18 protein-coding genes are annotated in these 20,626 nt (G+C 66.1%); 9 read left to right on the top strand and 9 right to left on the bottom strand.

Translation table 11 applies throughout. The features are described from left to right. Nucleotides 1-81 precede the first annotated feature (81 nt). The 4 genes from QRO95_RS20775 to QRO95_RS20790 all read right to left on the bottom strand — a co-directional run bounded on the left by QRO95_RS20775 (nt 82) and on the right by QRO95_RS20790 (nt 3,708). Complete coding sequence (locus QRO95_RS20775) at nt 82-453, bottom strand: DUF423 domain-containing protein (protein WP_019659313.1); 372 nt, start codon at nt 451-453, stop codon at nt 82-84. A gap of 103 nt (nt 454-556) precedes the next feature. Continuing rightward, on the bottom strand, nt 557-1,630 hold the full coding sequence (locus QRO95_RS20780) for an SRPBCC family protein (RefSeq protein WP_032127602.1): 1,074 nt from the start codon (nt 1,628-1,630) through the stop codon (nt 557-559). 234 nt (nt 1,631-1,864) lie between these two features. Then, nucleotides 1,865-2,506 carry a response regulator transcription factor gene (locus QRO95_RS20785; RefSeq protein WP_006424175.1) on the bottom strand — a complete coding sequence of 214 codons (642 nt, stop codon included), beginning with the start codon at nt 2,504-2,506 and terminating at the stop codon, nt 1,865-1,867. Next, nucleotides 2,506-3,708 (bottom strand): sensor histidine kinase, encoded by a 1,203-nt coding sequence (locus tag QRO95_RS20790; RefSeq protein WP_049461775.1) that lies wholly within the window; start codon nt 3,706-3,708, stop codon nt 2,506-2,508. Before QRO95_RS20790 ends, QRO95_RS20785 begins: the two co-directional genes overlap by 1 nt. A 153-nt stretch (nt 3,709-3,861) precedes the next feature. Between QRO95_RS20790 and QRO95_RS20795 the strand changes: the two genes are divergently transcribed. From QRO95_RS20795 to QRO95_RS20815, 5 genes are read left to right on the top strand one after another with little or no spacing between them, the layout of a single operon-like run. Further along, nucleotides 3,862-4,458, top strand: coding sequence for a GNAT family N-acetyltransferase (locus QRO95_RS20795; RefSeq protein ID WP_032127604.1), 597 nt, complete (start codon nt 3,862-3,864; stop codon nt 4,456-4,458). After that, a complete protein-coding gene (gene minC / locus QRO95_RS20800; RefSeq protein WP_050509775.1) occupies nt 4,404-5,252 on the top strand; it encodes a septum site-determining protein MinC in 849 nt (282 codons plus the stop codon). Before QRO95_RS20795 ends, minC begins: the two co-directional genes overlap by 55 nt. Before the next feature lie 35 nt (nt 5,253-5,287). After that, nucleotides 5,288-6,097 carry a septum site-determining protein MinD gene (gene minD, locus QRO95_RS20805; protein ID WP_010483375.1) on the top strand — a complete coding sequence of 270 codons (810 nt, stop codon included), beginning with the start codon at nt 5,288-5,290 and terminating at the stop codon, nt 6,095-6,097. Nucleotides 6,098-6,099: 2 nt separating this feature from the next. Continuing rightward, nucleotides 6,100-6,360: a cell division topological specificity factor MinE gene (minE, locus tag QRO95_RS20810; RefSeq protein WP_004148073.1), complete on the top strand. Its 261-nt coding sequence runs from the start codon at nt 6,100-6,102 to the stop codon at nt 6,358-6,360. 46 nt (nt 6,361-6,406) lie between these two features. Then, a complete protein-coding gene (locus QRO95_RS20815) occupies nt 6,407-6,886 on the top strand; it encodes a hypothetical protein (protein WP_049398895.1) in 480 nt (159 codons plus the stop codon). Between the two features lie 226 nt (nt 6,887-7,112). Here the strand turns inward: QRO95_RS20815 and QRO95_RS20820 are convergent, their stop codons facing one another. The 3 genes from QRO95_RS20820 to QRO95_RS20830 form a co-directional block, all read right to left on the bottom strand. After that, a complete protein-coding gene (locus tag QRO95_RS20820; protein WP_285303396.1) occupies nt 7,113-8,357 on the bottom strand; it encodes a DUF819 domain-containing protein in 1,245 nt (414 codons plus the stop codon). Between the two features lie 141 nt (nt 8,358-8,498). Further along, entirely contained in the window at nt 8,499-10,577 is a 2,079-nt protein-coding gene (locus QRO95_RS20825; RefSeq protein WP_253145497.1) for a S9 family peptidase, read from the bottom strand. Nucleotides 10,578-10,791: 214 nt separating this feature from the next. Beyond that, a complete protein-coding gene (locus QRO95_RS20830; protein WP_125893769.1) occupies nt 10,792-12,756 on the bottom strand; it encodes an OPT family oligopeptide transporter in 1,965 nt (654 codons plus the stop codon). Between the two features lie 200 nt (nt 12,757-12,956). Between QRO95_RS20830 and QRO95_RS20835 the strand changes: the two genes are divergently transcribed. Together QRO95_RS20835 and QRO95_RS20840 are read left to right on the top strand one after the other, a co-directional pair. Next, nucleotides 12,957-14,105 carry a DUF1624 domain-containing protein gene (locus tag QRO95_RS20835; RefSeq protein WP_285303397.1) on the top strand — a complete coding sequence of 383 codons (1,149 nt, stop codon included), beginning with the start codon at nt 12,957-12,959 and terminating at the stop codon, nt 14,103-14,105. Nucleotides 14,106-14,184: 79 nt separating this feature from the next. Continuing rightward, entirely contained in the window at nt 14,185-15,939 is a 1,755-nt protein-coding gene (locus QRO95_RS20840) for a peptide MFS transporter (RefSeq protein ID WP_032127610.1), read from the top strand. A gap of 58 nt (nt 15,940-15,997) precedes the next feature. On the opposite strand, the gene QRO95_RS20845 is transcribed toward QRO95_RS20840, so the two are convergent. Then, nucleotides 15,998-17,980 carry a S9 family peptidase gene (locus QRO95_RS20845; RefSeq protein ID WP_149909366.1) on the bottom strand — a complete coding sequence of 661 codons (1,983 nt, stop codon included), beginning with the start codon at nt 17,978-17,980 and terminating at the stop codon, nt 15,998-16,000. 168 nt (nt 17,981-18,148) lie between these two features. Continuing rightward, nucleotides 18,149-18,784 carry a LysE/ArgO family amino acid transporter gene (locus tag QRO95_RS20850; RefSeq protein ID WP_005408523.1) on the bottom strand — a complete coding sequence of 212 codons (636 nt, stop codon included), beginning with the start codon at nt 18,782-18,784 and terminating at the stop codon, nt 18,149-18,151. A gap of 138 nt (nt 18,785-18,922) precedes the next feature. On the opposite strand from QRO95_RS20850, the gene QRO95_RS20855 reads away from it, so the two are divergent. Together QRO95_RS20855 and QRO95_RS20860 are read left to right on the top strand one after the other, a co-directional pair. Continuing rightward, nucleotides 18,923-19,828, top strand: coding sequence for a LysR family transcriptional regulator ArgP (locus QRO95_RS20855; RefSeq protein ID WP_010483397.1), 906 nt, complete (start codon nt 18,923-18,925; stop codon nt 19,826-19,828). 183 nt (nt 19,829-20,011) lie between these two features. After that, nucleotides 20,012-20,458 carry a GNAT family N-acetyltransferase gene (locus QRO95_RS20860; RefSeq protein ID WP_285303398.1) on the top strand — a complete coding sequence of 149 codons (447 nt, stop codon included), beginning with the start codon at nt 20,012-20,014 and terminating at the stop codon, nt 20,456-20,458. Nucleotides 20,459-20,626 lie beyond the last annotated feature (168 nt).

Raw genomic sequence — 20,626 nt, forward strand, 5'->3', positions numbered from 1 at the left:
TTTCCGTGTGCGTCCGCCACGGAATGGAACAAGAGAGCAAAGACAAAAGCCGGTCGCTTCGCTCGAAGCCGAGCATTGCCGTCACCGCCTCAACGCATTGATCGCCAGCAGCACCCATCCAGCCATCATGCTGGTGCCACCGATCGGTGCCATCCGTGTCGGCCACTGCCACAACGCACCGCCCACCAGGCTGCCGGAAAACAGCAGCACGCCCAGCAGCAGCACGTACAACGCCAGGTGCGCGATCGCGCCCTGCGCGCGCGGCCCGAGCGCCACCAGTACCGCGCCATGCGCGAACGCATAGAGCGCCGCCATGTTCAGATGCTGCTGCGCCAGCGGGTCGGCCACACCGTGCGAGGCATAGGCCGACAGGCCGATAGAGGCGGCGGCCAGCAGCGCCCCCAGGCAGGCCAGCAGTGATGGCTTACGTGCGCGACGTTCGAGATTGAACATGTGGGCTCCTTGCGCAGCGCCCTTACCGGGCGCCAGATGAAAAAAAACGCGCCGCAATGAGCGGCGCGTTTTCGTGTCCAACACTACATGGGTCAGCCGAGGCTTACTTGACGGCCCAGTAGATGTCGTAGGTCGCTTCCGGGGTGAACGACTTGTCCAGACCGTCCTTCCAGGTTTCGTACGGGCGATCGACCACTTCCGAACCGTTGGTCACAGCCCAGGCACGCAGGCCGTTGCGGGCCACGTCCAGACCCGCCATGTGGCCGGTGTAGGCGGCATGCGCCGAACGGTGCGGGGCCACGTGCACGTACTTGACCGGAGCGCCGCCGTCGATCTTGACGGTCAGCTCTTCAGCGGTGGCACCTTCAGCACCCTTCTTCTTCACCGGCTGGGCGATGTCGAAGGCGTACTTCTCCTGACCGAAATCGGTGGTGATGATGCGGAACGGACCGGCGGCTTCAAGGCCATTGGCCTCCATCACGCGCTTGATCCACTCCTGGTTGTCCTTGATGGACTTGGTGATCGTGTCCTGACCGCGGTCCACGTTACCGGCGTTGACGACCAGCAGGTCTTCAGCCGGCACATTGACGATGGCCAGATCGGTCAGCGGGGCTTCCGGGGTGCGGTAGTCCACGTTCGGGACGCTGGCCAGCATGTTGGCCATACGCGACAGACCCATCTTGATGTCGTCGCCGATCTGGCGGCTGACATACAGGCCGGCATAACGGCCGAACAGGTCGAAGCCGTACTTCACCGAGTAGTCCTGGGTGATCTTGACGTTGCGGCCACCCTTGCCGGTCGGCTCCAGCGTGAAGGTGGTGATCTTGTCGTGACCCTTGGTGGCGTCATCGATGGCGATCGCAACACGCTTGTTCTCTTCGGCTTCGGTGATCTTCCAGGAACCGGTGCCCAGGTCCTTGGAGGTGAAGTCGAGGGTGGCACCGACGCCGGAGGCCGGGCCGGACAGCTTCAGTTCAACGGCGGGATCGCGCAGTACCAGCGGGTTCCAGTCCTTGAAGCGGCGCAGGCTGCTGACCGTGTCGTACACGATCGTCATCTTGCGGTTGGTCTCGATGCTTTCGGTGATGTGACGCTCGCCCGGCAGACATACGCCAATGATGACGAACAGGCCAGCCACGATCCCCAAGGCGATCAGGAACTCGATAATACGGGTCATTCAGAGAGTCTCCGGGGCCGATCCCACGGCCGGGTTGATTGAAGCGAAGCGCCAATCCTAGCAGGCTTCGCGGGCATTGTTTATCGGGATTGGCGCACCGGTTTCCCTGCCGGCTGCGTATTTGTATGGACAAAGAATTCGAAGGGTACCGCATACCGATACCCGTGAAGTAGGGGGCAACCCCACCCGAGGGCCATGACTGGACCTCAAGTCATTGTCCTGAAAAGGTTTTCCTCAGACCAGCTGGAGTTCGAACGCCTTCAGTACGGCGCGCGTACGGTCGCGCACGCCCAGCTTGGACAGGATGTTGGACACGTGGTTCTTGATGGTGCCTTCGGCCACACCCAGCGAGTTGGCGATCTCCTTGTTGGAGAAGCCACTGGCCATCAGGCGCAGGATCTCGGTCTCGCGGTCGGTCAACGGGTCCGGGCGGTCCAGGCTGACGAACTCGTTGCGCATGTGCTCCAGGCCGGACAGCAGGCGCTGGGTCACGGCCGGCTGCACCAGCGAACCGCCGTCGGCCACGGTGCGGATGGCACCGACCAGCTGCGCCAGGGTCACGTCCTTGAGCAGGTAGCCCTTGGCTCCGGCCTTGAGCCCGGCCAGCACCAGCTGGTCGTCATCGAAGGTGGTGAGGATGATGGTCGGTGGCAGCTGCTCCTGGCGCGACAGCACCTGCAGCGCCTCCAGCCCGGACATCACCGGCATGCGCATGTCCATCAGCACCACGTCGGGGCGCACCTGCGGTATCAGCTCGACCGCCTGCCGGCCATCGCCGGCCTCGGCCACCACCTCGATACCGTCGTCGAGCGCCAGCAGGGAGCGGATTCCCTGCCGCACCAGGGTTTGGTCGTCGACCAGGCAGACGCGAATCATCAACGCACTCCTTCAGGAACCTTGGTAAGGGCGGCCACCAGCACCGTTGCCGGCACCGTCGCCCGCAGCCGGAAGCCTTCACCGGGACGGGTTTCGACCTGCAGCTGGCCACCACATTGTTGCAGGCGCTCGCGCATGCCGCGCAAGCCATTGCCCACATTGACCATATCCGCGCCGACGCCGTCGTCGCGGGCCTCCACCACCACCCGGTCGGGGGCTTCACGGTACACCTTGATCCACAGGTGGCGGGCGCCGGCATGGCGCACCGCGTTGGTGATGATCTCCTGGGTACAGCGCAGCAGCACGTGGGCCCGCTGCGGGTCCTCCACGTTCAGCGGATCCTCGATCTCCAGCTGGATGTCCAGCGAGGGCACGTTCTCGGTCAGCGGGCGCAGCGCCGCCGCCAGATCGATGGCGCCGGTCTCGCGCAGCTGGCTGACCACCTCACGCACGTTGCCCAGCAGCAGCTTGGCCAAGGCATGCGAGCGCTTTACATGGTCCAGCGCCTGGCCCTCGGCCAGGTGACCGGCCACTTCGAGGTTCAGGGTCAGTGCGGTCAGCTGATGCCCCAGAAGATCGTGCAGCTCACGCGAAATGCGGGTTCGCTCGTTGACGCGAGCGCTTTCGGCCAGCAGGGCACGAGTGGCACGCAGCTCCGAATTGAGCCTGCGCTGCTCGTCGCGGGCCTGGGTCTGCTGTCTCGCGACAAGGCTGGTCACGAAGATGAACATGGAAAAGCCGCCATACAGCAGCGATTGCATCACGGCTTCGAACAGCGGGAAGTTCAGCAGTATGTAATAGACCGGGGCCACCGCCAGCTGGCTGACCAGCAGCCACAGCACGCACAGGCGCGCCGACAGCATCCACGGAATGACGCCGGCAGCCACCATCATCAGGATGCTGCCCAGGCCCGAACCACTGAGGAAACTGACGCCCAGCGCCGAAACCGTCAGCAGCAGCAGCAGGCCGCGGTCCAGCCAGGTGGTGTGACTGTCGCTGTCACTGCGCAGGAGGCGGGTCAGCCAGTAGTACGCGGCGCCGAAGGACAGGTAGGCGACGAACAACAGGATCGCCCAGCTGCCCATATCGCTGCGGCTGTGCAGGTTCTCGAATTGCGAGTACGCCAGTGGCAGGCCGACCATGACCCAGGTAAACAGGCCGGCCAGACGGAGGACGCGGGTATGGCTGAGGACTCCCAACATGCCAGCACTCTACGGGCCCGGCCCGCGTCGCGCACTCCCACGGAAGTCATGCATCCGAGGTCCCCTGTTCATGCCGCAGCCCACCCCGGGCATGCAATAATCGTGCGCAGGGTCCAATTTGACGGACCAACCGCGTTACCCCACGGAGTCACAATGTCGATTGTCATCCGCGACGTGCGCGAGCACGAGCTCGATTCCGTCCTGGCTTTGAACAACAACGCTGGCCTGGCCATCCTTCCCCTGGATGCGGCCCGCCTGCGCCTGTTCTACGAAACCGCTGAATATTTCCGCGTCGCCGAGCGCGACGGCAACCTGGCCGGCTTCCTGATCGGCTTCGGCAGCGACAGCCAGCACGACAGCAGCAACTTCGCCTGGTTCAAGCAGCAGCTGGACACCCCGTTCTTCTATATCGACCGCATCGTGGTCGCCAGCCGCCGTCGTGGCGGTGGCGTCGGCCGTGCGTTCTATGCCGACGCGCAGAGCTTTGCCGAGCTGCGCTACCCGCAGATGACCTGCGAAGTCTTCCTCGACCATGGCGCCGATGCCGCCCTGCTCTTCCACGGCAGCTTCGGCTTCCGCGAGCTGGGCCAGAACACCATGCCGCAGGTCGACGTGCGCGCCAGCATGCTGGCCAAGGAACTGTGCAGCTACCCGTGGGTCCAGGAGACCTACGGCGGCAAGCTGCCGGATGTGGCATGGACACGTGCCCGGCATCTGCCGGCGCAGGCACAGCGGCCGACGGGGACCTGAGCGTGGCGGTGAATTTCGATTACGAACAGGCCGGTGAACTGAAGATCGGCCAGGTGGGCATCGCCAACCTGCGCATCCGTACCCTTGATGTCGAACGCCTCGTGCAGGAAATGCGCGAACGCGTCACCCGTGCGCCGAAACTGTTCGGCCGCGCCGCGGTGATCCTCGACTTCGGCGGCCTGAGCCAGGTGCCGGACGTGGCCACCGCGCAGGCGCTGGTCGATGGCCTGCGCAGTGCCGGCGTGCTGCCGGTGGCGCTGGCCTATGGCACCAGCGCGGTCGACCTGCTCTCGCAGCAGCTCGGGCTGCCACTGCTGGCCAAGTTCCGCGCCCAGTACGAGCGTGCCGAGGCCGAGCCGGCCCCGCCGCCGCCGCCCGCGCCGGAACCGCGTCGCGCAGCCCGTGCCGAACCGAAGCCGGCACCGGCCACGCCGGTGGCCAAGGTTGCCGACGCCGCCGCACCGCAGCCGGGCCGCATGCAGCTGGGCAACGTGCGTTCGGGCCAGCAGCTGTACGCTGAAAACTGCGACCTGACCGTGATGGCCACCGTCGGCGCCGGCGCCGAGGTCATCGCCGATGGCAGCATCCACATCTACGGCACCCTGCGCGGCCGTGCGCTGGCAGGGGCACAGGGCAACACCGCGGCACGCATCTTCTGCCGTGATTTCCATGCGGAACTGGTCGCCATTGCAGGCCACTACAAGGTACTGGACGATGTCCCGGACTCCCTGCGCGGCAAGGCCGTGCAGGTGTGGCTGGAACAGGACCAGATCAAGATCGCTGCGCTGGACTGACGCAGCACCCAAACAGAATCATCAGGAGAAGTCCTTTGGCTGAAATCATCGTAGTCACCTCCGGCAAGGGCGGCGTCGGCAAGACCACTTCCAGCGCGAGCCTGGCCTGCGGCCTGGCACGGCGCGGCAAGAAGGTGGCGGTGATCGACTTCGACGTCGGCCTGCGCAACCTCGACCTGATCATGGGCTGCGAACGCCGCGTGGTGTACGACTTCGTCAACGTCGTGCACGGCGAAGCGACCCTCAAGCAGGCCCTGATCAAGGACAAGCGCTTCGAGAACCTGTACGTGCTGGCCGCCTCGCAGACCCGCGACAAGGACGCACTGACCCAGGAAGGCGTGGGCAAGGTCCTGAAGGACCTGGCCGCCGACGGCTTCGACTACATCATCTGCGACTCCCCGGCCGGCATCGAGAAGGGCGCCTTCCTGGCGATGTACTTCGCCGACCGTGCGGTGGTGGTGGTGAACCCGGAAGTGTCGTCGGTGCGCGACTCGGACCGCATCATCGGCCTGCTCGACTCGAAGACCCACAAGGCCGAGTCCGGCCAGGACGTGCCGGCCTTCCTGCTGCTGACCCGCTACACCCCGCTGCGCGTGGAAAGCGGCGAGATGCTCAGCATCGCCGACGTCGAGGAAGTGCTCGGCCTGAAGGCGATCGGCGTGATCCCCGAGTCGGGTGACGTACTCAACGCCTCCAACAAGGGCGAGCCGGTCATCCTGGATGTCGAGTCCGCAGCCGGCCAGGCCTACGACGACGCCGTCGCGCGCATCCTCGGCGAAGAACGCCCGATGCGCTTCACCAACGTCGAGAAGAAGGGCTTCTTCAGCAAGCTGTTCGGAGGGTAAGCATGGGCCTGTTTGATTTCCTCAAAGCGAAGAAGACCACCGCCGAAACCGCCAAGAACCGCCTGCAGATCATCATCGCGCAGGAGCGCAGCAACCGCGGCGGCCCCGATTACCTGCCGCTGCTGCAGCGCGAGCTGCTGGAAGTGATCAAGAAGTACGTGAACATCGACGTCGATGCAGTGAAGGTCGACCTGGTGAAGGATGGCCAGCACGATGTGCTGGACATCTCCGTGGCGCTGCCTGAAGGCCCGGACAAACCCTGAAGCTCTGCCCCGCCCGTGCCTGCACGGGCGGGGCTGCCTGACCCGCATGACCGATACAACAACCGCCGTGGACATCACCTGCGTGGGCGACATCGCCTTCGCTGATGCGCAGTGCCTGCTCGCCGCGCATGGCCTGCAGCTGCACCACGTCGCGGCCGGTGAACCGATTCCCGGCAGCTACTGGGGCGAGCCCGAGGCCGGCATCATCGCCAGCAACGTGTACGTGCGCGATGACACGCCCGTGCACTCGATGCTGCACGAAGCCTGCCATCTGATCGTGCTGCCGCCGGAGCGGCGTGCGCAGGTGCATACCGACGCCACCGACTCGGTGGCCGAGGAAGATGCCACCTGCTACCTGCAGATCGTGCTGGCCGGGCAGCTGCCTGGCGTTGGCAGTGCGCGGTTGATGGCCGACATGGATGCCTGGGGGTATACGTATCGGCTGGGGTCTACGAAAGCGTGGTTTGAAGAGGACGCCGAAGACGCGAAAGCGTGGCTGGTCGAACGCGGGTTGCCGGTGGCGTAAAGCCGCGGGCGCGGTTGGCCACGGGCGCGTGGCGACGCGCCGGACCTTGCGGCGCCCCTCTTTTCACTCGGCGCGGTTCGAGCAGGACGCCGAAGACGCGAAGGCGTGGTTGATCGAACGCGGATTGCCGGTGGCGTAACGCATCGGTAGTGCCGGCCGTTGGCCGGCAACCTCATGAACCCGTGCAGCATTACCTGGTTGCCGGCCAGCGGCCGGCACTACCCCATCAGTCCTGCCCTGCCAGCGCGCGAAGGGTAATGCCGACGATGTAGGCCAGGTAGGTGCCGGTGGCGTAGCCCATCGTGCCCAGCAACACGCCCACCGGCGCCAGGGCCGGATGGAACGCTGCAGCCACCACCGGCGCCGAAGCCGGGCCACCGATGTTCGACTGCGAACCGATCGCGAAGTAGAAGAACGGCACTTTCAGCAGCTTGCCCAGGCACCACAGCAGCGCGATGTGCACGGCAATCCAGATCAGGCCGAGCAGGAACAGCCACGGGCGGTCCAGCAGCGCCAGCAGATCCATCTGCATGCCGATGCAGGCAATCAGGAAGTACAGCAGCAGCGAACCCAGCCGCGAGGCGCCCGCACCTTCCAGCGTGCGTGCACGGGTGAAGCTCAGGCTCAGGCCCAGCGTGGTCGACAGCACCACCACCCACACGAACGGCGCATCCAGGCTGAACTGCGAGGCCCAGCTGACATTGGCCTTGAACCATGCTGCCAGCGGCGCACCGATCGCGTGTGACAGACCCACGCCGCCGAAGGCCACTGCCACGATCAGCATCAGGTCGGTGAGGCTGGGAACGCGCTCATGCTCGGCCTGGAAGCGCGCGATGCGCTCCTTCAGCTCATCGATGGCCGACGTGTCGGCACCGCTGCGCGCGTCGATCTTCGCTGCGCGCCCGGCCAGGAAGATCAGCGCGGCCATCCACACGTAACCGACACCGACATCGACCACCGCGAACTGGCCGAACGTGGTGGCGTTGACGTCGAACACTTCGCGCATCGCCAGCATGTTGGCACCGCCGCCGATCCAGCTGCCGGCCAGTGCGGCCATGCCGGCCCAGGTGTCACCGGCCACCGTTTCCGGATGCAGCGCGCGCATCACCAGGAAAGCCACCACCGCACCCAGCATGATGCTGGCGGACGCACCCAGGTACATCAGCACCAGCTTCGGGCCGAGCCGCAGGATGCCCTTGATGTCCACCGCCAGGGTCAGCAGGATCAGCGCTGCCGGCAGCAGGATGTCGCGTGCGATCGGGTTGTAGAGCTTGGTGTTCTGACCGTCGATCAGGCCGACGGTGTTGTAGATGCCGGGAATCAGGTAGCACAGCAGCAGTGCCGGCACGAAGGTGTAGAAGCGTTTCCACAGGCCCTGCTCCCGCGAGGCAGTCCAGAACACGGCGCCCAGGGTGGCGGCGATCAAACCGAAGACGACGATGTCGTTCTGGATCAGGGCGGTCGAGGGCATGCAGGCGCTCTGGGTAGAGCCGGCCGCTGGCCGGCTGCTGTTGGCGGCAGATCAGGAAGGTGTGCCGACCAACGGTCGGCACCCACCGGTACAGCAGATGGCGAAACAAAAGCGCCGCCCCGAAGGGCGGCGCTGCAGTCATCAGTTGCCGATGTGCTGCTTCAGCCAGGCATTGACGGTGTCATGCCACAGGATGCTGTTGTTCGGCTTCAGCACCCAGTGGTTTTCATCCGGGAAGTACAGGAACTTCGATTCGATGCCCTGGCGCTGGGCAGCAGTGAACGCGGCCAGGCCCTGCTCGACCGGAATACGGAAGTCCTGCTGGCCGTGGATGACCAGGATCGGCTTCTTCCAGTCCGCCACGTGGTTGACCGGGTTGAACTTCTCGTAGTTCGCCGCCTTCTGGTACGGCGTACCGCCCTGCTCCCACTCGGTGAACCACAGTTCTTCGGTGGCGTAGCCCATCATGCGCTGGTCGAACACGCCGTCATGGTTGACCAGGCACTTGAACGGGCCGTTCCAGTTGCCGGCGATCCAGTTGACCATGAAGCCGCCGTAGCTGGCGCCCAGCGCACAGGCCTTGTCACCGTTGAGGAAGGAATACTTCTTCAGCGCCGCATCCCATCCCTTCTGCAGGTCTTCCAGCGGGCGGTCGCCCCAGTGCTGGCTGATCGCATCGGTGAAGGCCTGGCCGTAGCCGGTGGAACCATGGAAGTCGATCATCACCACGGCGTAGCCCTGGCCCGCATAGGTCTGCGGGTTCCAGCGGTAGCTCCAGCCGTTGCCGAAGCTGCCCTGCGGGCCGCCGTGGATCAGGAACGCAACCGGGTACGACTTGCCTTCCTGGTAGTTGTGCGGCTTGACCACGTAGCCATGCACGGTGTCGTTGTTCCAGCCCTTGAACTCGAACTGTTCGTACTCACCGAAGCTGACGTCCTTGAGCACGTCGCCTGCGGCCGGGGTCAGTGCGCGCAGCTCGCCGATGGCTTCGCCTGCGGCCGGCAGCAGGCCGACCAGCACCTGGTCGTTGCTCTTCAGGCTGTTGCGGGTGATCGCCACGCTGTTGCCGGCCACGTCGACCGAGGTCACGCTGCCGTCGCCGATCAGCTTGGTGGCCTTGCCACTGGCCACGTCGATCTGGAACAGCGGGTGCTCGCCGAGATCATCGGCAGTGGTGTAGATGCTGGCGCCGTCGGCGGACAGGGTGATGCCGCCGGCCGAGCGATCCCACTGCGGCGCGATCTCGCGGGTCTTGCCGCTGGCCAGGTCCATCGCCATCAGGCCGAAGCGGTCGGCCTCGAAGCCCGGGCGCTTCATCGCGCGGTAGAACAGGGTCTTGCCGTCGGCACTGAACACCGGGCCGGCATCCCAGGCCGGATTGGAGGCGGTCAGGTTGACTGGCGCCTGCTTGCCCGCAGCGTCGAAGCGGTACAGGTCGAAGTTGGTCGACCACGGCTCCTGCTTGCCGGCCACGCGGATGCTGGCCACCACGCTGGCGCCATCCGGCGACCACGCGAAATCGTCATTGCCACCGAACGGCTTGGACGGTGCATCGCCGTCGATGGTCGCGCTCAGCGCCGAGGCGCCCTTGACCGCGCCGGCCTTGGCTGCCGGCAGCGGTGCCACGAACAGGGTGTTGCGGCGGCCGTCGTTCCAGGTATCCCAGTGGCGCACGAACAGCGAATCCCACACCTGGCCGCTGGCCTTGGCGTCCTTCTTTTCCTTCAGCTTCTTCTCGGTGCATGCCAGGTCCGAGGCACAGGCCTGGAACACGCCGGCGCTGAACAGCACGCGGTCGTCCTGCGGTGACACGTGGTAGCTGTCCACGTCCACCGGGAAGTCGGTCAGCTGGCGCGGGGTGCCGCCATTGATCGGCTGCGCGTACAGCTGCTGGCTGCCGTTCTTGGCACTGAGGAAATACACGGTCTGGCCATCGGCCGACAGCGACGCGGAATTGACGCTCCAGCCGGCCGGGGTGATCTGCTTCGGCGGAGCGGCATCACGCGTGCGCAGGTTGCGCGCGAACAGCGCGGTGGAGGCCTTCAGGTTGGCGTCCACGCTGCGCTTGGCGAACACCACAGTGCCACCGTCCGTGGTCAGTACCGGCGCGGAGACGCGGTCCATGGCCACCATGTCGCGGACTTCCAGGCCACGGGCAGCGGCAACGCTGGGCAGGGCAGCCAGCAGGCTCAGTGGCAGCAGGGCATGACGCAGTTTCATCGGGGTCTCCGCAGGACGGCAAAAAACCGATGGTAGGCCCGTGCGGCCGGGGCTGCCAAGGCCATCGGTCATGGCTGCCCGCGGGGTTGGCCCCGCCGCCAGAAAAAGCAAACCGCGCCGTAGCGCGGTTTGCGGTAGTGCCGGCCGCTGGCCGGCAACCAGGGGTATCACGAGATTCCGGGATTGCCGGCCAGCGGCCGGCACTACCCATCCCTTACGCCTTGGTGTACTTGCCGGTGCGGTAGATCAGCCAGCCCACCAGGAACAGCACGGCCAGGCCGATCCACTGCGCGCCCGGCAGGTGGAACGGCACGGCCAGCACGTCGGCGCGGCTGCTGACCACGATCGGAATCGCGATGGCGATGCCCATCAGTGCCTCACCGGTGATCAGGCCCGCAGCGAACAGCACACCCGGCTTGTGCACGCGGTCGCGGCCTTCTTCGTCATCGGCTCGCACCTTGTGGAAGCGCTCGACCAGGTGGGCGATCAGGCCGCCGAGGAAGATCGGCACCATCAGCTCCAGCGGCAGGTAGATGCCGATGGCGGCGGCCAGCACCGGCACGCGGAAGCGTGCGTTGCGCGACTTCAGCCAGCTGTCGAAGGCAATGATGGCGGCACCGACCACGGCACCGATGCCGATGAAGGTCCACGGCAGTTCGCCACCGAACAGGCCCTTGGCCACCGAGGCCATCAGGTTGGCCTGCGGCGCAGCCAGCGCGTTCGGGTGCAGCTCGGACTTCACGCCGATGCCGTAGGCGGTGGCCAGCAGGTTCAGCACCGGGGCCATGATCAGCGCGCACGAGAAGGCACCGATGCCCAGCATCAGCTGCTGCTTCCACGGGGTGGCACCTACGATATAGCCGGCCTTGAGGTCCTGCAGGTTGTCACCGCCAACCGCTGCGGCGCAGCACACCACCGCGCCGATCATGATCGCCGCCACCGCGCCCAGCGGCGCACCGCCGGCACCGACCGGCTTGAGGCCATCGGCGCCCAGCAGCACCACCAGCACGGCCGAGGCGAACAGGATGGTGGAGATGGTGATGCCCGACACCGGGTTGTTGGACGAACCGATCAAGCCGGCCAGGTAGGCCGAGACCGACACGAACAGGAAGCCGGCAACGATCATGATGATGGTCATCGGGATCGACACGTGCCACTGGCCGACGATGGCCTGGTACAGGGCCAGCAGCGGCAGCACGAAGACCACCAGGGCCACCAGCATCCACTTCATCGGCAGGTCGCGCTCGGTGTGCGCCAGCACCGGGCCACCGCTCTTGCGGGCGGCGGCAAAGCCGCTCTTGACGCCATTGAGCAGCGACTTGCGCAGCGAGATCAGGGTCCAGATGCCGCCGATCAGCATTGCGCCGACACCCAGGTAACGCATCTTCGCGCCCCAGATGGCGAACGCCGCCTCGGTGGAGGATGCGGTAGCGACCGAGGCGGCCAGGCCCGGATCGGTGTTCATGAAGAACGCCTGGTAGATCGGGATGGCGATGTGCCAGGTCAGGATCGAGCCGGACACGACCACGATGCCGACGTTGAGGCCGACGATGTAGCCCACGCCCAGCAGTGCCGGCGACAGGTTGGTACCGATGAAGGCGGTGACCTTGGAGCTGCCGACGTAGGCCGAGGTGGCCCAGGCGTCGGGAATCAGGCGCATGCCGCTTTCCGCGGCCAGCTTGACGAAGGCACCGATGACTGCCGACAGGCCGAGGATCTTCAGGCCCGGGCCCGGGTTCTCACCAGCCTTGAGCACTTCGGCCGCAGCCTTGCCTTCCGGGAACGGAAGCGGGTCTTCAACGATCATCGAACGGCGCAGCGGCACCGAGAACAGCACGCCCAGCAGGCCACCGAGGCCGGCGATGCCCAGCACCCACCAGTACTTGAAGTCCGGCCAGTAGCCCATGATCACCAGCGCCGGGATGGTGAAGATCACACCGGCGGCGATCGACGAACCGGCCGAGGCGCCGGTCTGCACGATGTTGTTTTCAAGGATGGAGCCACCGCCCAGCAGGCGCAGCACGCCCATGGAAATCACCGCGGCGGGAATGGCGGTGGCGATGGTCAGGCCTGCGAACAGACCGAGGTAGGCGTTTGCGGCCGACAGCACCACCGCCAGCACGATGGCCAGGGCCACTGCGCGGAAGGTGAGCTGCTTGGGCGCAGCGTCGTGGTTCATGGAAGCCCCTGCTGGCAAAAAATCCCTGCCACGCTAGCGTTCAGGGCAGATCAAGTCCAGCGTGCCAAAGGATGGGGGCGTGTGCTGCAGCGCAATGGGCCAGTACGTGGACCGGCAATCGACCGACCCGGCAAAGTCCGGCTGGGCGCAGAGCAAATGATATGTTATATCTTAATGCTACCTTGCTGTTACTGCATCGCATGCCCCCTTCCCCCTCCCCTCGCCTGGCCTCCATCGACCAACTGCGCGGCACCGTGATGCTGTTGATGTTGCTGGACCACGTGCGCGAGACCTTCTTCCTGCAGCATCAGGTAAGCGACCCGATGGACGCATCGACGGTCTCCCCTGCGCTGTTCGCCTGCCGTCTGCTGGCGCATCTGTGCGCCCCGGTATTCGTGCTGCTCACTGGTCTGTCGGCCTGGCTGTACGGCCAGCGCCAGCCGGATCCACGCCGGGCCATGGCCGCGTTCCTGCTCAAGCGCGGGCTGTTCCTGGTGGTGCTGGAACTGACCCTGGTGAACTTCGCCTGGACCTTCCAGCTGCCGCCGGAAACGCTGTACCTGCAGGTGATCTGGGCCATCGGACTGAGCATGATCGCGCTGGCCGGCCTTCTGTGGCTGCCGCGCCCGGCCCTGCTGGTGCTGGCAGTCGCGGTGGTGGCCGGGCACAACCTGTTGGACGGCGTGCGAGTGGAAGGCCACGGTCTGCTGGCGATGCTGTGGAAAGTGCTGCACCAGCGCGACTGGATCGAGACCGGCGCGCTGCGCCTGCGCACTTCCTACCCGGTGCTGCCGTGGATCGGGGTGATCGCGCTGGGTTACCTGATGGGACCGTGGTTCGCCCGCGACCGCGACCCCGCGCAACGCCAGCGCTGGCTGCTGTGCGCAGGCGTCGGCGCGCTGGCCCTGTTCGCCCTGCTGCGGTTCGCCAACCAGTACGGGGATGCACCGTGGCAGTACCAGACCAGCACGCTGCGCACCTGGATGAGCGTGTTCAACATCACCAAGTACCCGCCGTCGCTGCAGTTCCTGCTGTTGACCCTGGGCGTGGGATTGTTGCTGCTGCGCCTGTACGAATGGCCGCCACTGGCGCGCGCGCTGCGCCCGCTGGCCGATGTCGGCGCCGCGCCGATGTTCTTCTACCTGCTGCACCTGTATGTGCTGAAGGGGCTGTACCTGGCCGCGCTGGCGATCTGGGGGCCGACACACGGTGATCTGTACGCACTGGATTCGGTGGCCGGCCTGCTGCTGGTGGCCTGTGCGCTGGCGGTGGTGCTGTACCCGCCGACGCGGGCGTTCGCGCGGTTCAAGGCACGAAGGCGCGATCTGGCGTGGTTGCGGTACCTGTGATCGCCCAGGCCAGTCCGGCAATCCACGCATGGCGTGGATCTACTGAAAGCGGATCGGGCCACAGGCCTATAATTCCGCGATGAATTCCACCGCTATCGCTTCCGACGATTTCCTGGGCCATCCCAAGGGCGTCTACGTCTGCTTCTTCACCGAAATGTGGGAGCGCTTCTCCTTCTATGGCATGAAGGCGCTGCTGCTGCTGTACCTGACCAAGTACCACCTGTTCGGCGACAAGGCCGGCCTGGACCTGCTCGGTGCCTATGGCGGCCTGGTGTACTGCATCCCGGTGTTCGGCGGCATGCTGGCCGACCGCTGGCTGGGCATGCGCCGGGCGGTGCTGTTCGGCGGCATCCTGCTGGTGCTCGGCCACCTCGGCATGGCCTTCGAAGGCCACGCCGCGTATCGCGTGAACGGCGAAGTGGTGCGCGACACCTCGGCACTGGCGGTGACCTACCTGTCGCTGGCGCTGATCATCATGGGCGTCGGCTTCCTCAAGCCGAACATCTCCACCATCGTCGGCAAGCTGTACGCCAAGGACGACCCGCGCCGCGATTCGGGCTTCTCGCTGTTCTACGCCGGCATCAACCTCGGCGCGCTGTTCTCTTCGCTGGTGTGCGGCTTCCTCGGCGAGGCCTATGGCTGGAAGTACGGTTTCGGTGCGGCCGGCATCGGCATGCTGGCCGGCCTGGCGATGTTCCTGTGGGGCCAGAAGTACCTGCAGGGCCACGCCGAGCCGCCACAGCCGGCCGCGCTGAAGCAGAAGGTGCTGGGCCTGCCGCGCGAATGGCTCATCTATCTGTGCGCGATGCTCGGTGTATTGCCGGTGGCTTGGCTGATGTGGGCGGCCGGCAACGGCGCGTTCGCGCTGGGCGGTGAAATCAGCCTGGCACTGATGCTGATGCTGGTGGTGCTGGGCGGCGTGCTGGTCTGGTTCGCCTGGTTCACCGGCAGCAAGTGCACGCCGGTGCAGCGCCAGCAGATGGTCGCGCTGATGGTGTTGATCTTCATGGCACTGGTGTTCTTCACGATGTACGAGCAGTCGTATGGCTCCTGGGTGACCTTCACCGACCGCCTGCTGACCAAGGACATCGTGCCCTCGCTGGTGATCACCGGCGGTACCCCGCTGCCGTGGTCGATCATCTCGCTGCTGCTGGCACCGCTGGGCTTCGTGGTCAGCGCGCGGCTGTCCGAGCGCCGTCCGGGCTCATCTGCGCCGCGAACGTTCTTCGCCGCCATCGTCGTGCTGATGCTGGTGCTGCTGGTGCGCGACTGCCTGGTGATTCCGCAGACCGCCGGCTCACTGACCTACCTCGGCGGCCTGTTCCTGGTGCTGCTGGCGCCGGCCTTCGCCGCACTGTGGACGTGGATGGACCGCCGCGGCTGGGAACCGGGCAAGCCGGTCAAATCGGCCTGGGGCCTGGTGATCGGCGCGCTGTCGTTCGTGCCGCTGGCATTGGCCGCACAGCAGGTCGGCGCCACCGGCGAGATGGCCAGCGTGTGGTGGCTGGTGCTGGCCTACTTCCTGCTGGCCAGCGGTGAGATGTGCCTGTCGCCGGTCGGCCTGTCGGCGGTGACCCAGCTGGCCGTGCCGCGGGTGATGAGCCTGATGATGGGCACCTGGTTCCTGGCCACCGCGTTCTCGGAAACGCTGGCGGCGCTGTTCGGCAAGCTGGCCGCGATCGAAGTGCCCGAAGGCGAATCGCTGGACATGGTGGCCGCGGCCGGTGCCTATGCGCACCTGTTCTGGCTGCTGATGTGGATCGGCCTGGGCTGTGCGCTGGCCGCTTTCATCGCCGCGCCGCTGCTGAAGAAGATGATGCACGGGGTCAAGTAAGCCCGATGCAGGCGAACTCCGGGGGCGGCGGATCGATCATCCGCCGCCCCCGGCTTGTTCAGGGCGCGCTGCTCTTCTCCGCAGGCGCGGCCTGCCCGGCCACCTGGCCCCCCAGGCTGCGCGAGAGGAAGGCCAGCAACCTGCTGTAGTACGCACGTTGGTTGGCAGGGGAATAGAAACCATGCCCTTCATTCTTGACGTACAGGGTTTCCACCGGCGTGCCGGCCTTCTTCAACGCAGCTTCCATGCGTTCGCTGTGCACGATCGGCGCACGTTGATCCTGGCCACCCGCGGCCAGGAATACCGGCACCCGCACCTGCGCGGCCAGATTCACCGGGGAACGCTCTGCCAGATCCTTGGGCGATCCCAGCCAGTTCCGCAGGTAGGCCAGGCCTGACTCATCGCTCTGGATGTCTCCGCGGGCGTACATCAACGGCAGGTCGTAGATGCCGACGTAGCCGGCCGCGCACTGGTACAGGCCCGGTTCGCGCACCGCCCCCATCATCGCCGCATAGGCACCGTAACTGGCGCCATAGATGCAGATGCGGTTCTTGTCGGCCACGCCCTGTTCGATCGCCCAGCGCGTGGCATCGGTGACGTCATCCTGCATCGACAGCCCCCATTGCTTTCGCGCGGCCTGCATGTGGGCCCGGCCATAGCCGGAAGAGCCGCGGAAATTCACCTGCAGTACCGCGTAACCTGCCGCCGCCAGCATCTGTGTCTCGGTGTCATAGGCGCCCTGGTCGGCAACACCGATCGGACCTCCGTGCGGCACCACCACCATCGGCAGCGCACGGGCCTCGCGGCCATGCGGGACGGTAAGGAAGCCATGCAGCGGACGCCCATCACGGGCCGTCAGGCTGATCGGACGCACCTCCGCCGCCAGCGCGGGGTCGATCCAGTCACTGCGGCTGATCAGGTGCCGTGCACTCTTGCCAACCGTGTCATAGAGATAGAAATCGCCCGGATTGCTGCCTGACCAGGTTTCCACCAGCACCGTCTTGCCATCGCGCGTGCTGGAGGTGATGTAGACCGCTCCGCCCAGGCCGGCTTCGAGGCTGCGGTACAGGCGAGCGTCGTCCGAGGCGTCATCGAAGAATGCCGTTCGCGGCGCACTGCCAAGGAACAGGGCCCCGACCGGCACGCGGCTGCCGGGGCGCCGGATGATGCGCGCCGGGTCGGCACTCCCATCGCGCAGCACGGTGCGTCGTTCATTGCTCTGGGGGTCCCAGCTGACAATGGCATCAGGTCCATCTGCCTGCTCGACCTGCAGGTACGCCAGCCGACCATCGGCCGAGAAGCCGAGCGGCGCCTCGATGCGCTTGCTCAGGGATTCATCATTGAGCAGGATCCAGTCGCTGTTGCTGCCCGTGCGGTAGTAGAGCTTCTGCGTGCCATCGGTAACGACAGCGCGTGCGAAACGCACCTCGCCCTGCTCATCGGTCGTGAAGTCCGCATCGGGAATGGGAGCGCGCGCCACGGCGTTGCGGCGACCGGTGATCACGTCCATGCGCTCGACCTGCGCATGCGAACTGCCGACCAGCGGGATCACCGTCACCAGCGCGTTGCGGTCATCGTCCTTGAGCTCATCACTGAGGTAGGCGGCCACCAGGCCTGCCGGCTTGACCTTGATGTTGGTGCCCAGGCTCTGGTCGGCAACCCGGTACCCCACCAGCAGCTCGCCGCCCTTGCCGTTGGCATTGATACCGAACAGTTCGCCTGTCGGCGTCGGCCGGTCCAGCACGCCGAACTTCTGTGCCATGCCCACCAGCAGCCGCTCGTTGCTGACCCAGTCGAAGGTGTGCGCGTGATCGTTGCGGGGCGGGCGGAAGCTGCCGACCATCTTCATGTCGGCAATGCGGTAGATCGCCAATGCGGTTCCCGCCTCCAGCGGAACCGTCGCGGCGACGTACTCGCCCCCTGGTGAAATCTTGATGTCGGTAAACGACTCCTGCCGCAGATAGCGATCCAGGTCCAGCGTTGCGGCCGATGCCCCACCCACAACCGCGCCCAACAGTACAGCCAGCACAATCCTGCGCATCCTTCCCCCATGGAAAACCGGACACCCTGTCCGGATGCACGATTCTAGGCACGTGACCGTTTGCCGCGCCACATCGGCAGAAAAAACGACGGCACCGTTGCCGGTGCCGTCGTTACCACTACCTTGGAGAGAGAGTCAGGACGTGGGTTCGGGGGGGCGTGCGCCGGGTCAGTGGACCCCGCGCACCGCCAACGTAAGGGCCAGGATGCTGAGGATCACGGCGATGGTGCCATCCAGCACACGCCAGGTGCTGGGCTTGGTGAACAGCGGCGCCAGCAGGCGTGCGCCCAGGCCCTGCGCGGTCAGCCACAGGCAGCTGGCAGTCACCACACCGGCGGCGAAGGCCATGCGGGCGTTGCCGAAGTTCTCGGCGATCGAGCCGATCACCATCATGTCCAGCCAGAAGTGCGGGTTGATCAGCGAGAAGCCGACCGCAGCCATCAGCACCGCGCGGCGGCTGCCGTCGTCGCTGTCAGCCTCGCCCATGCCGCCGCCACCGGCAATCGCACGGCGTGCCGACTTCATGGCGTACCAGGCCAGGAACGCCACGCCCGTCCACAGCACGGCAGTGGTCAGCCACGGCAGCGCCGAAGTGAGCGTGCGCAGGCCAGCCACGCTGGCAAAGATGAAGATCGCATCGATGGCCGCACAGGTGGCAACCACCGGCACGATGTGCTTGCGCAGGATGCCCTGGCGCAGAATGAAGGCGCTCTGGGCCCCGACCACGGCGAACAGGCCGATGCCGGTAGCTGCACCAGAGAACCAGGCACCGAGGCCGGTGCTGGCGGAGATGACCGAGAACATGGGATTCACTGCCTTTGCTTGCTTGGGGGGACGGTGCCTCGCGAAGGCGGACAGCACCGGAACGGGCGCCATTGTCGCGCCGCAACATGAAAAAGACGAGCTAAACTTCCTAAACCAACATTAGCGGAACTTAATTCGATGCGTATCGACCATGCCCAGCTGCGCGCCCTCGCCGCAGTGATCCGCGAAGGCAGCTTCGACCGCGCCGCGCAGTCGCTGAATGTCACGCCCTCGGCCATCTCGCAGCGGGTCAAGGCACTGGAGGATCGGGTCGGTCGCCTGCTGGTCAAGCGCGGCACCCCGGCCACCGCCACCGCCGAGGGCCAGGTGCTGGTGCAGCTGGCCGAGCAGACCGCCCTGCTCGAGCACGATGCCCTGCACCGGATGGGCCTGGCCGACGAGGACCTGCCGCAGGCCAGCATTCCGGTGGCGGTGAACCACGACAGCCTGGAAACCTGGTTCCCGCAGGCCGCCTCGCAGTTCGCACAGAGCACGGGCACCACCCTGGACCTGCGCGTGGAGGACCAGGACCACACCGTCGAACTGCTGCGCCAGGGCACGGTGCTGGGTGCGGTGACCACGCTGGACGAGCCGGTGCAGGGCTGCCAGATCCACGCGCTGGGCAGCATCCGTTACGCCGCCACCTGTACCCCCGAATTCCGCGAACGCCATTTTGCCAAGGGCGTGACCGCGCAGGCGCTGGCGCAGGCGCCGGTGCTGGTGTTCAACCGCAAGGACGAAATGCAGTCGCGCTTTGCCCGGCGCATGGCCGGCGACGACCTGCCCAGCACCGCACCGACCTGGTGGATTCCGTCCACACGTGCCTTCGTGCAGGCCAACCTGGGCGGCATGGGCTGGACCATGAACCCGCTGCCGCTGGTCAAGCGGCACCTGGACGCCGGCCGCCTGGTCTACGTACGCCAGCGCGCGTGGGAAGACGTGCCGCTGTACTGGCAGCACTGGAAGGGTGACGTCCAGACCATGGCCCTGCTGACCCGCGCCGTGCTGGACGCCTCCTCAGCGCTGGTGCGGCGCAAGCGCTGAGGCAGCCCTGCAAAAAAGGGGACGGAGGGGATTAAGTCGTTTAAGGCCCATACGACATTCTGGGCAAAGACGACTTAATCCCCTCCGTCCCCTTTTTGCTCCATCCAATCTCCACGAAGTCTCCACACCGGGTCCATGCGTGATGCGGATACTGGTCGGCCGATCACTGCAAGGATGCCCTGCATGCCTGTATTCGTCCGCGATGCGCGCCCCGAAGATGCCGCCGCCTGCATCGACCTGCGCGGGCGCACCCGCGAGAACGCCTTCAGTGCCGCGCAGTTGGCGGAGCTGGGCATCACGCCGGAAAGCTGGGCGGCCGGCATCGCCCAGGGCGATTCGATCGGCCGCGTCGCCTGGGAAGGGGAGCGCATGGCCGGTTACTGCTTCGCCGACCGCGACACCGGCGAAGTGCTGGTGCTGGCCCTGCTGCCGGAGTACGAGGGCCGTGGCATCGGCCGCCAGCTGCTGCAGGAGGTGGTGAGCCTGACCCGCGATGTTGGCCATACCCGGCTGTTCCTGGCCTGCTCGGCCGACCCGCGTTCGCGCTCGCATGGCTTCTACCGGCGCCTGGGCTGGCGCCCGACCGGTGAGATCGATGAGGCCGGTGACGAGATTCTGGAGCTGGTCTGATTGAAGGCGTCGCCAGGCATGGCCTGGCGCTACTGGGGCTACGATCGCCAGGCTTGGGCCCGCCGCTCACGTGACGGGGCCGCGAAACGTCGGATGCTGCGTTGCATCAAAACCGGACCGGATCCGGTTAGAATCGCGGATGGATGGCGCAAGGCGTTGTTTCTTCAC

Source organism: Stenotrophomonas maltophilia group sp. Smal13 (genome assembly GCF_030236855.1).
GTDB lineage: Bacteria > Pseudomonadota > Gammaproteobacteria > Xanthomonadales > Xanthomonadaceae > Stenotrophomonas > Stenotrophomonas maltophilia_A.

Coding starts and splice junctions, on each gene's coding strand:
- QRO95_RS20775 (WP_019659313.1), bottom strand. CDS start 453: ATGTTCAATCTCGAACGTCGCGCACGTAAGCCATCACTGCTGGCCTGC.
- QRO95_RS20780 (WP_032127602.1), bottom strand. CDS start 1,630: ATGACCCGTATTATCGAGTTCCTGATCGCCTTGGGGATCGTGGCTGGC.
- QRO95_RS20785 (WP_006424175.1), bottom strand. CDS start 2,506: ATGATTCGCGTCTGCCTGGTCGACGACCAAACCCTGGTGCGGCAGGGA.
- QRO95_RS20790 (WP_049461775.1), bottom strand. CDS start 3,708: ATGTTGGGAGTCCTCAGCCATACCCGCGTCCTCCGTCTGGCCGGCCTG.
- QRO95_RS20795 (WP_032127604.1), top strand. CDS start 3,862: ATGTCGATTGTCATCCGCGACGTGCGCGAGCACGAGCTCGATTCCGTC.
- minC (WP_050509775.1), top strand. CDS start 4,404: ATGGACACGTGCCCGGCATCTGCCGGCGCAGGCACAGCGGCCGACGGG.
- minE (WP_004148073.1), top strand. CDS start 6,100: ATGGGCCTGTTTGATTTCCTCAAAGCGAAGAAGACCACCGCCGAAACC.
- QRO95_RS20815 (WP_049398895.1), top strand. CDS start 6,407: ATGACCGATACAACAACCGCCGTGGACATCACCTGCGTGGGCGACATC.
- QRO95_RS20820 (WP_285303396.1), bottom strand. CDS start 8,357: ATGCCCTCGACCGCCCTGATCCAGAACGACATCGTCGTCTTCGGTTTG.
- QRO95_RS20825 (WP_253145497.1), bottom strand. CDS start 10,577: ATGAAACTGCGTCATGCCCTGCTGCCACTGAGCCTGCTGGCTGCCCTG.
- QRO95_RS20830 (WP_125893769.1), bottom strand. CDS start 12,756: ATGAACCACGACGCTGCGCCCAAGCAGCTCACCTTCCGCGCAGTGGCC.
- QRO95_RS20835 (WP_285303397.1), top strand. CDS start 12,957: ATGCCCCCTTCCCCCTCCCCTCGCCTGGCCTCCATCGACCAACTGCGC.
- QRO95_RS20840 (WP_032127610.1), top strand. CDS start 14,185: ATGAATTCCACCGCTATCGCTTCCGACGATTTCCTGGGCCATCCCAAG.
- QRO95_RS20845 (WP_149909366.1), bottom strand. CDS start 17,980: ATGCGCAGGATTGTGCTGGCTGTACTGTTGGGCGCGGTTGTGGGTGGG.
- QRO95_RS20850 (WP_005408523.1), bottom strand. CDS start 18,784: ATGTTCTCGGTCATCTCCGCCAGCACCGGCCTCGGTGCCTGGTTCTCT.
- QRO95_RS20855 (WP_010483397.1), top strand. CDS start 18,923: ATGCGTATCGACCATGCCCAGCTGCGCGCCCTCGCCGCAGTGATCCGC.
- QRO95_RS20860 (WP_285303398.1), top strand. CDS start 20,012: ATGCCTGTATTCGTCCGCGATGCGCGCCCCGAAGATGCCGCCGCCTGC.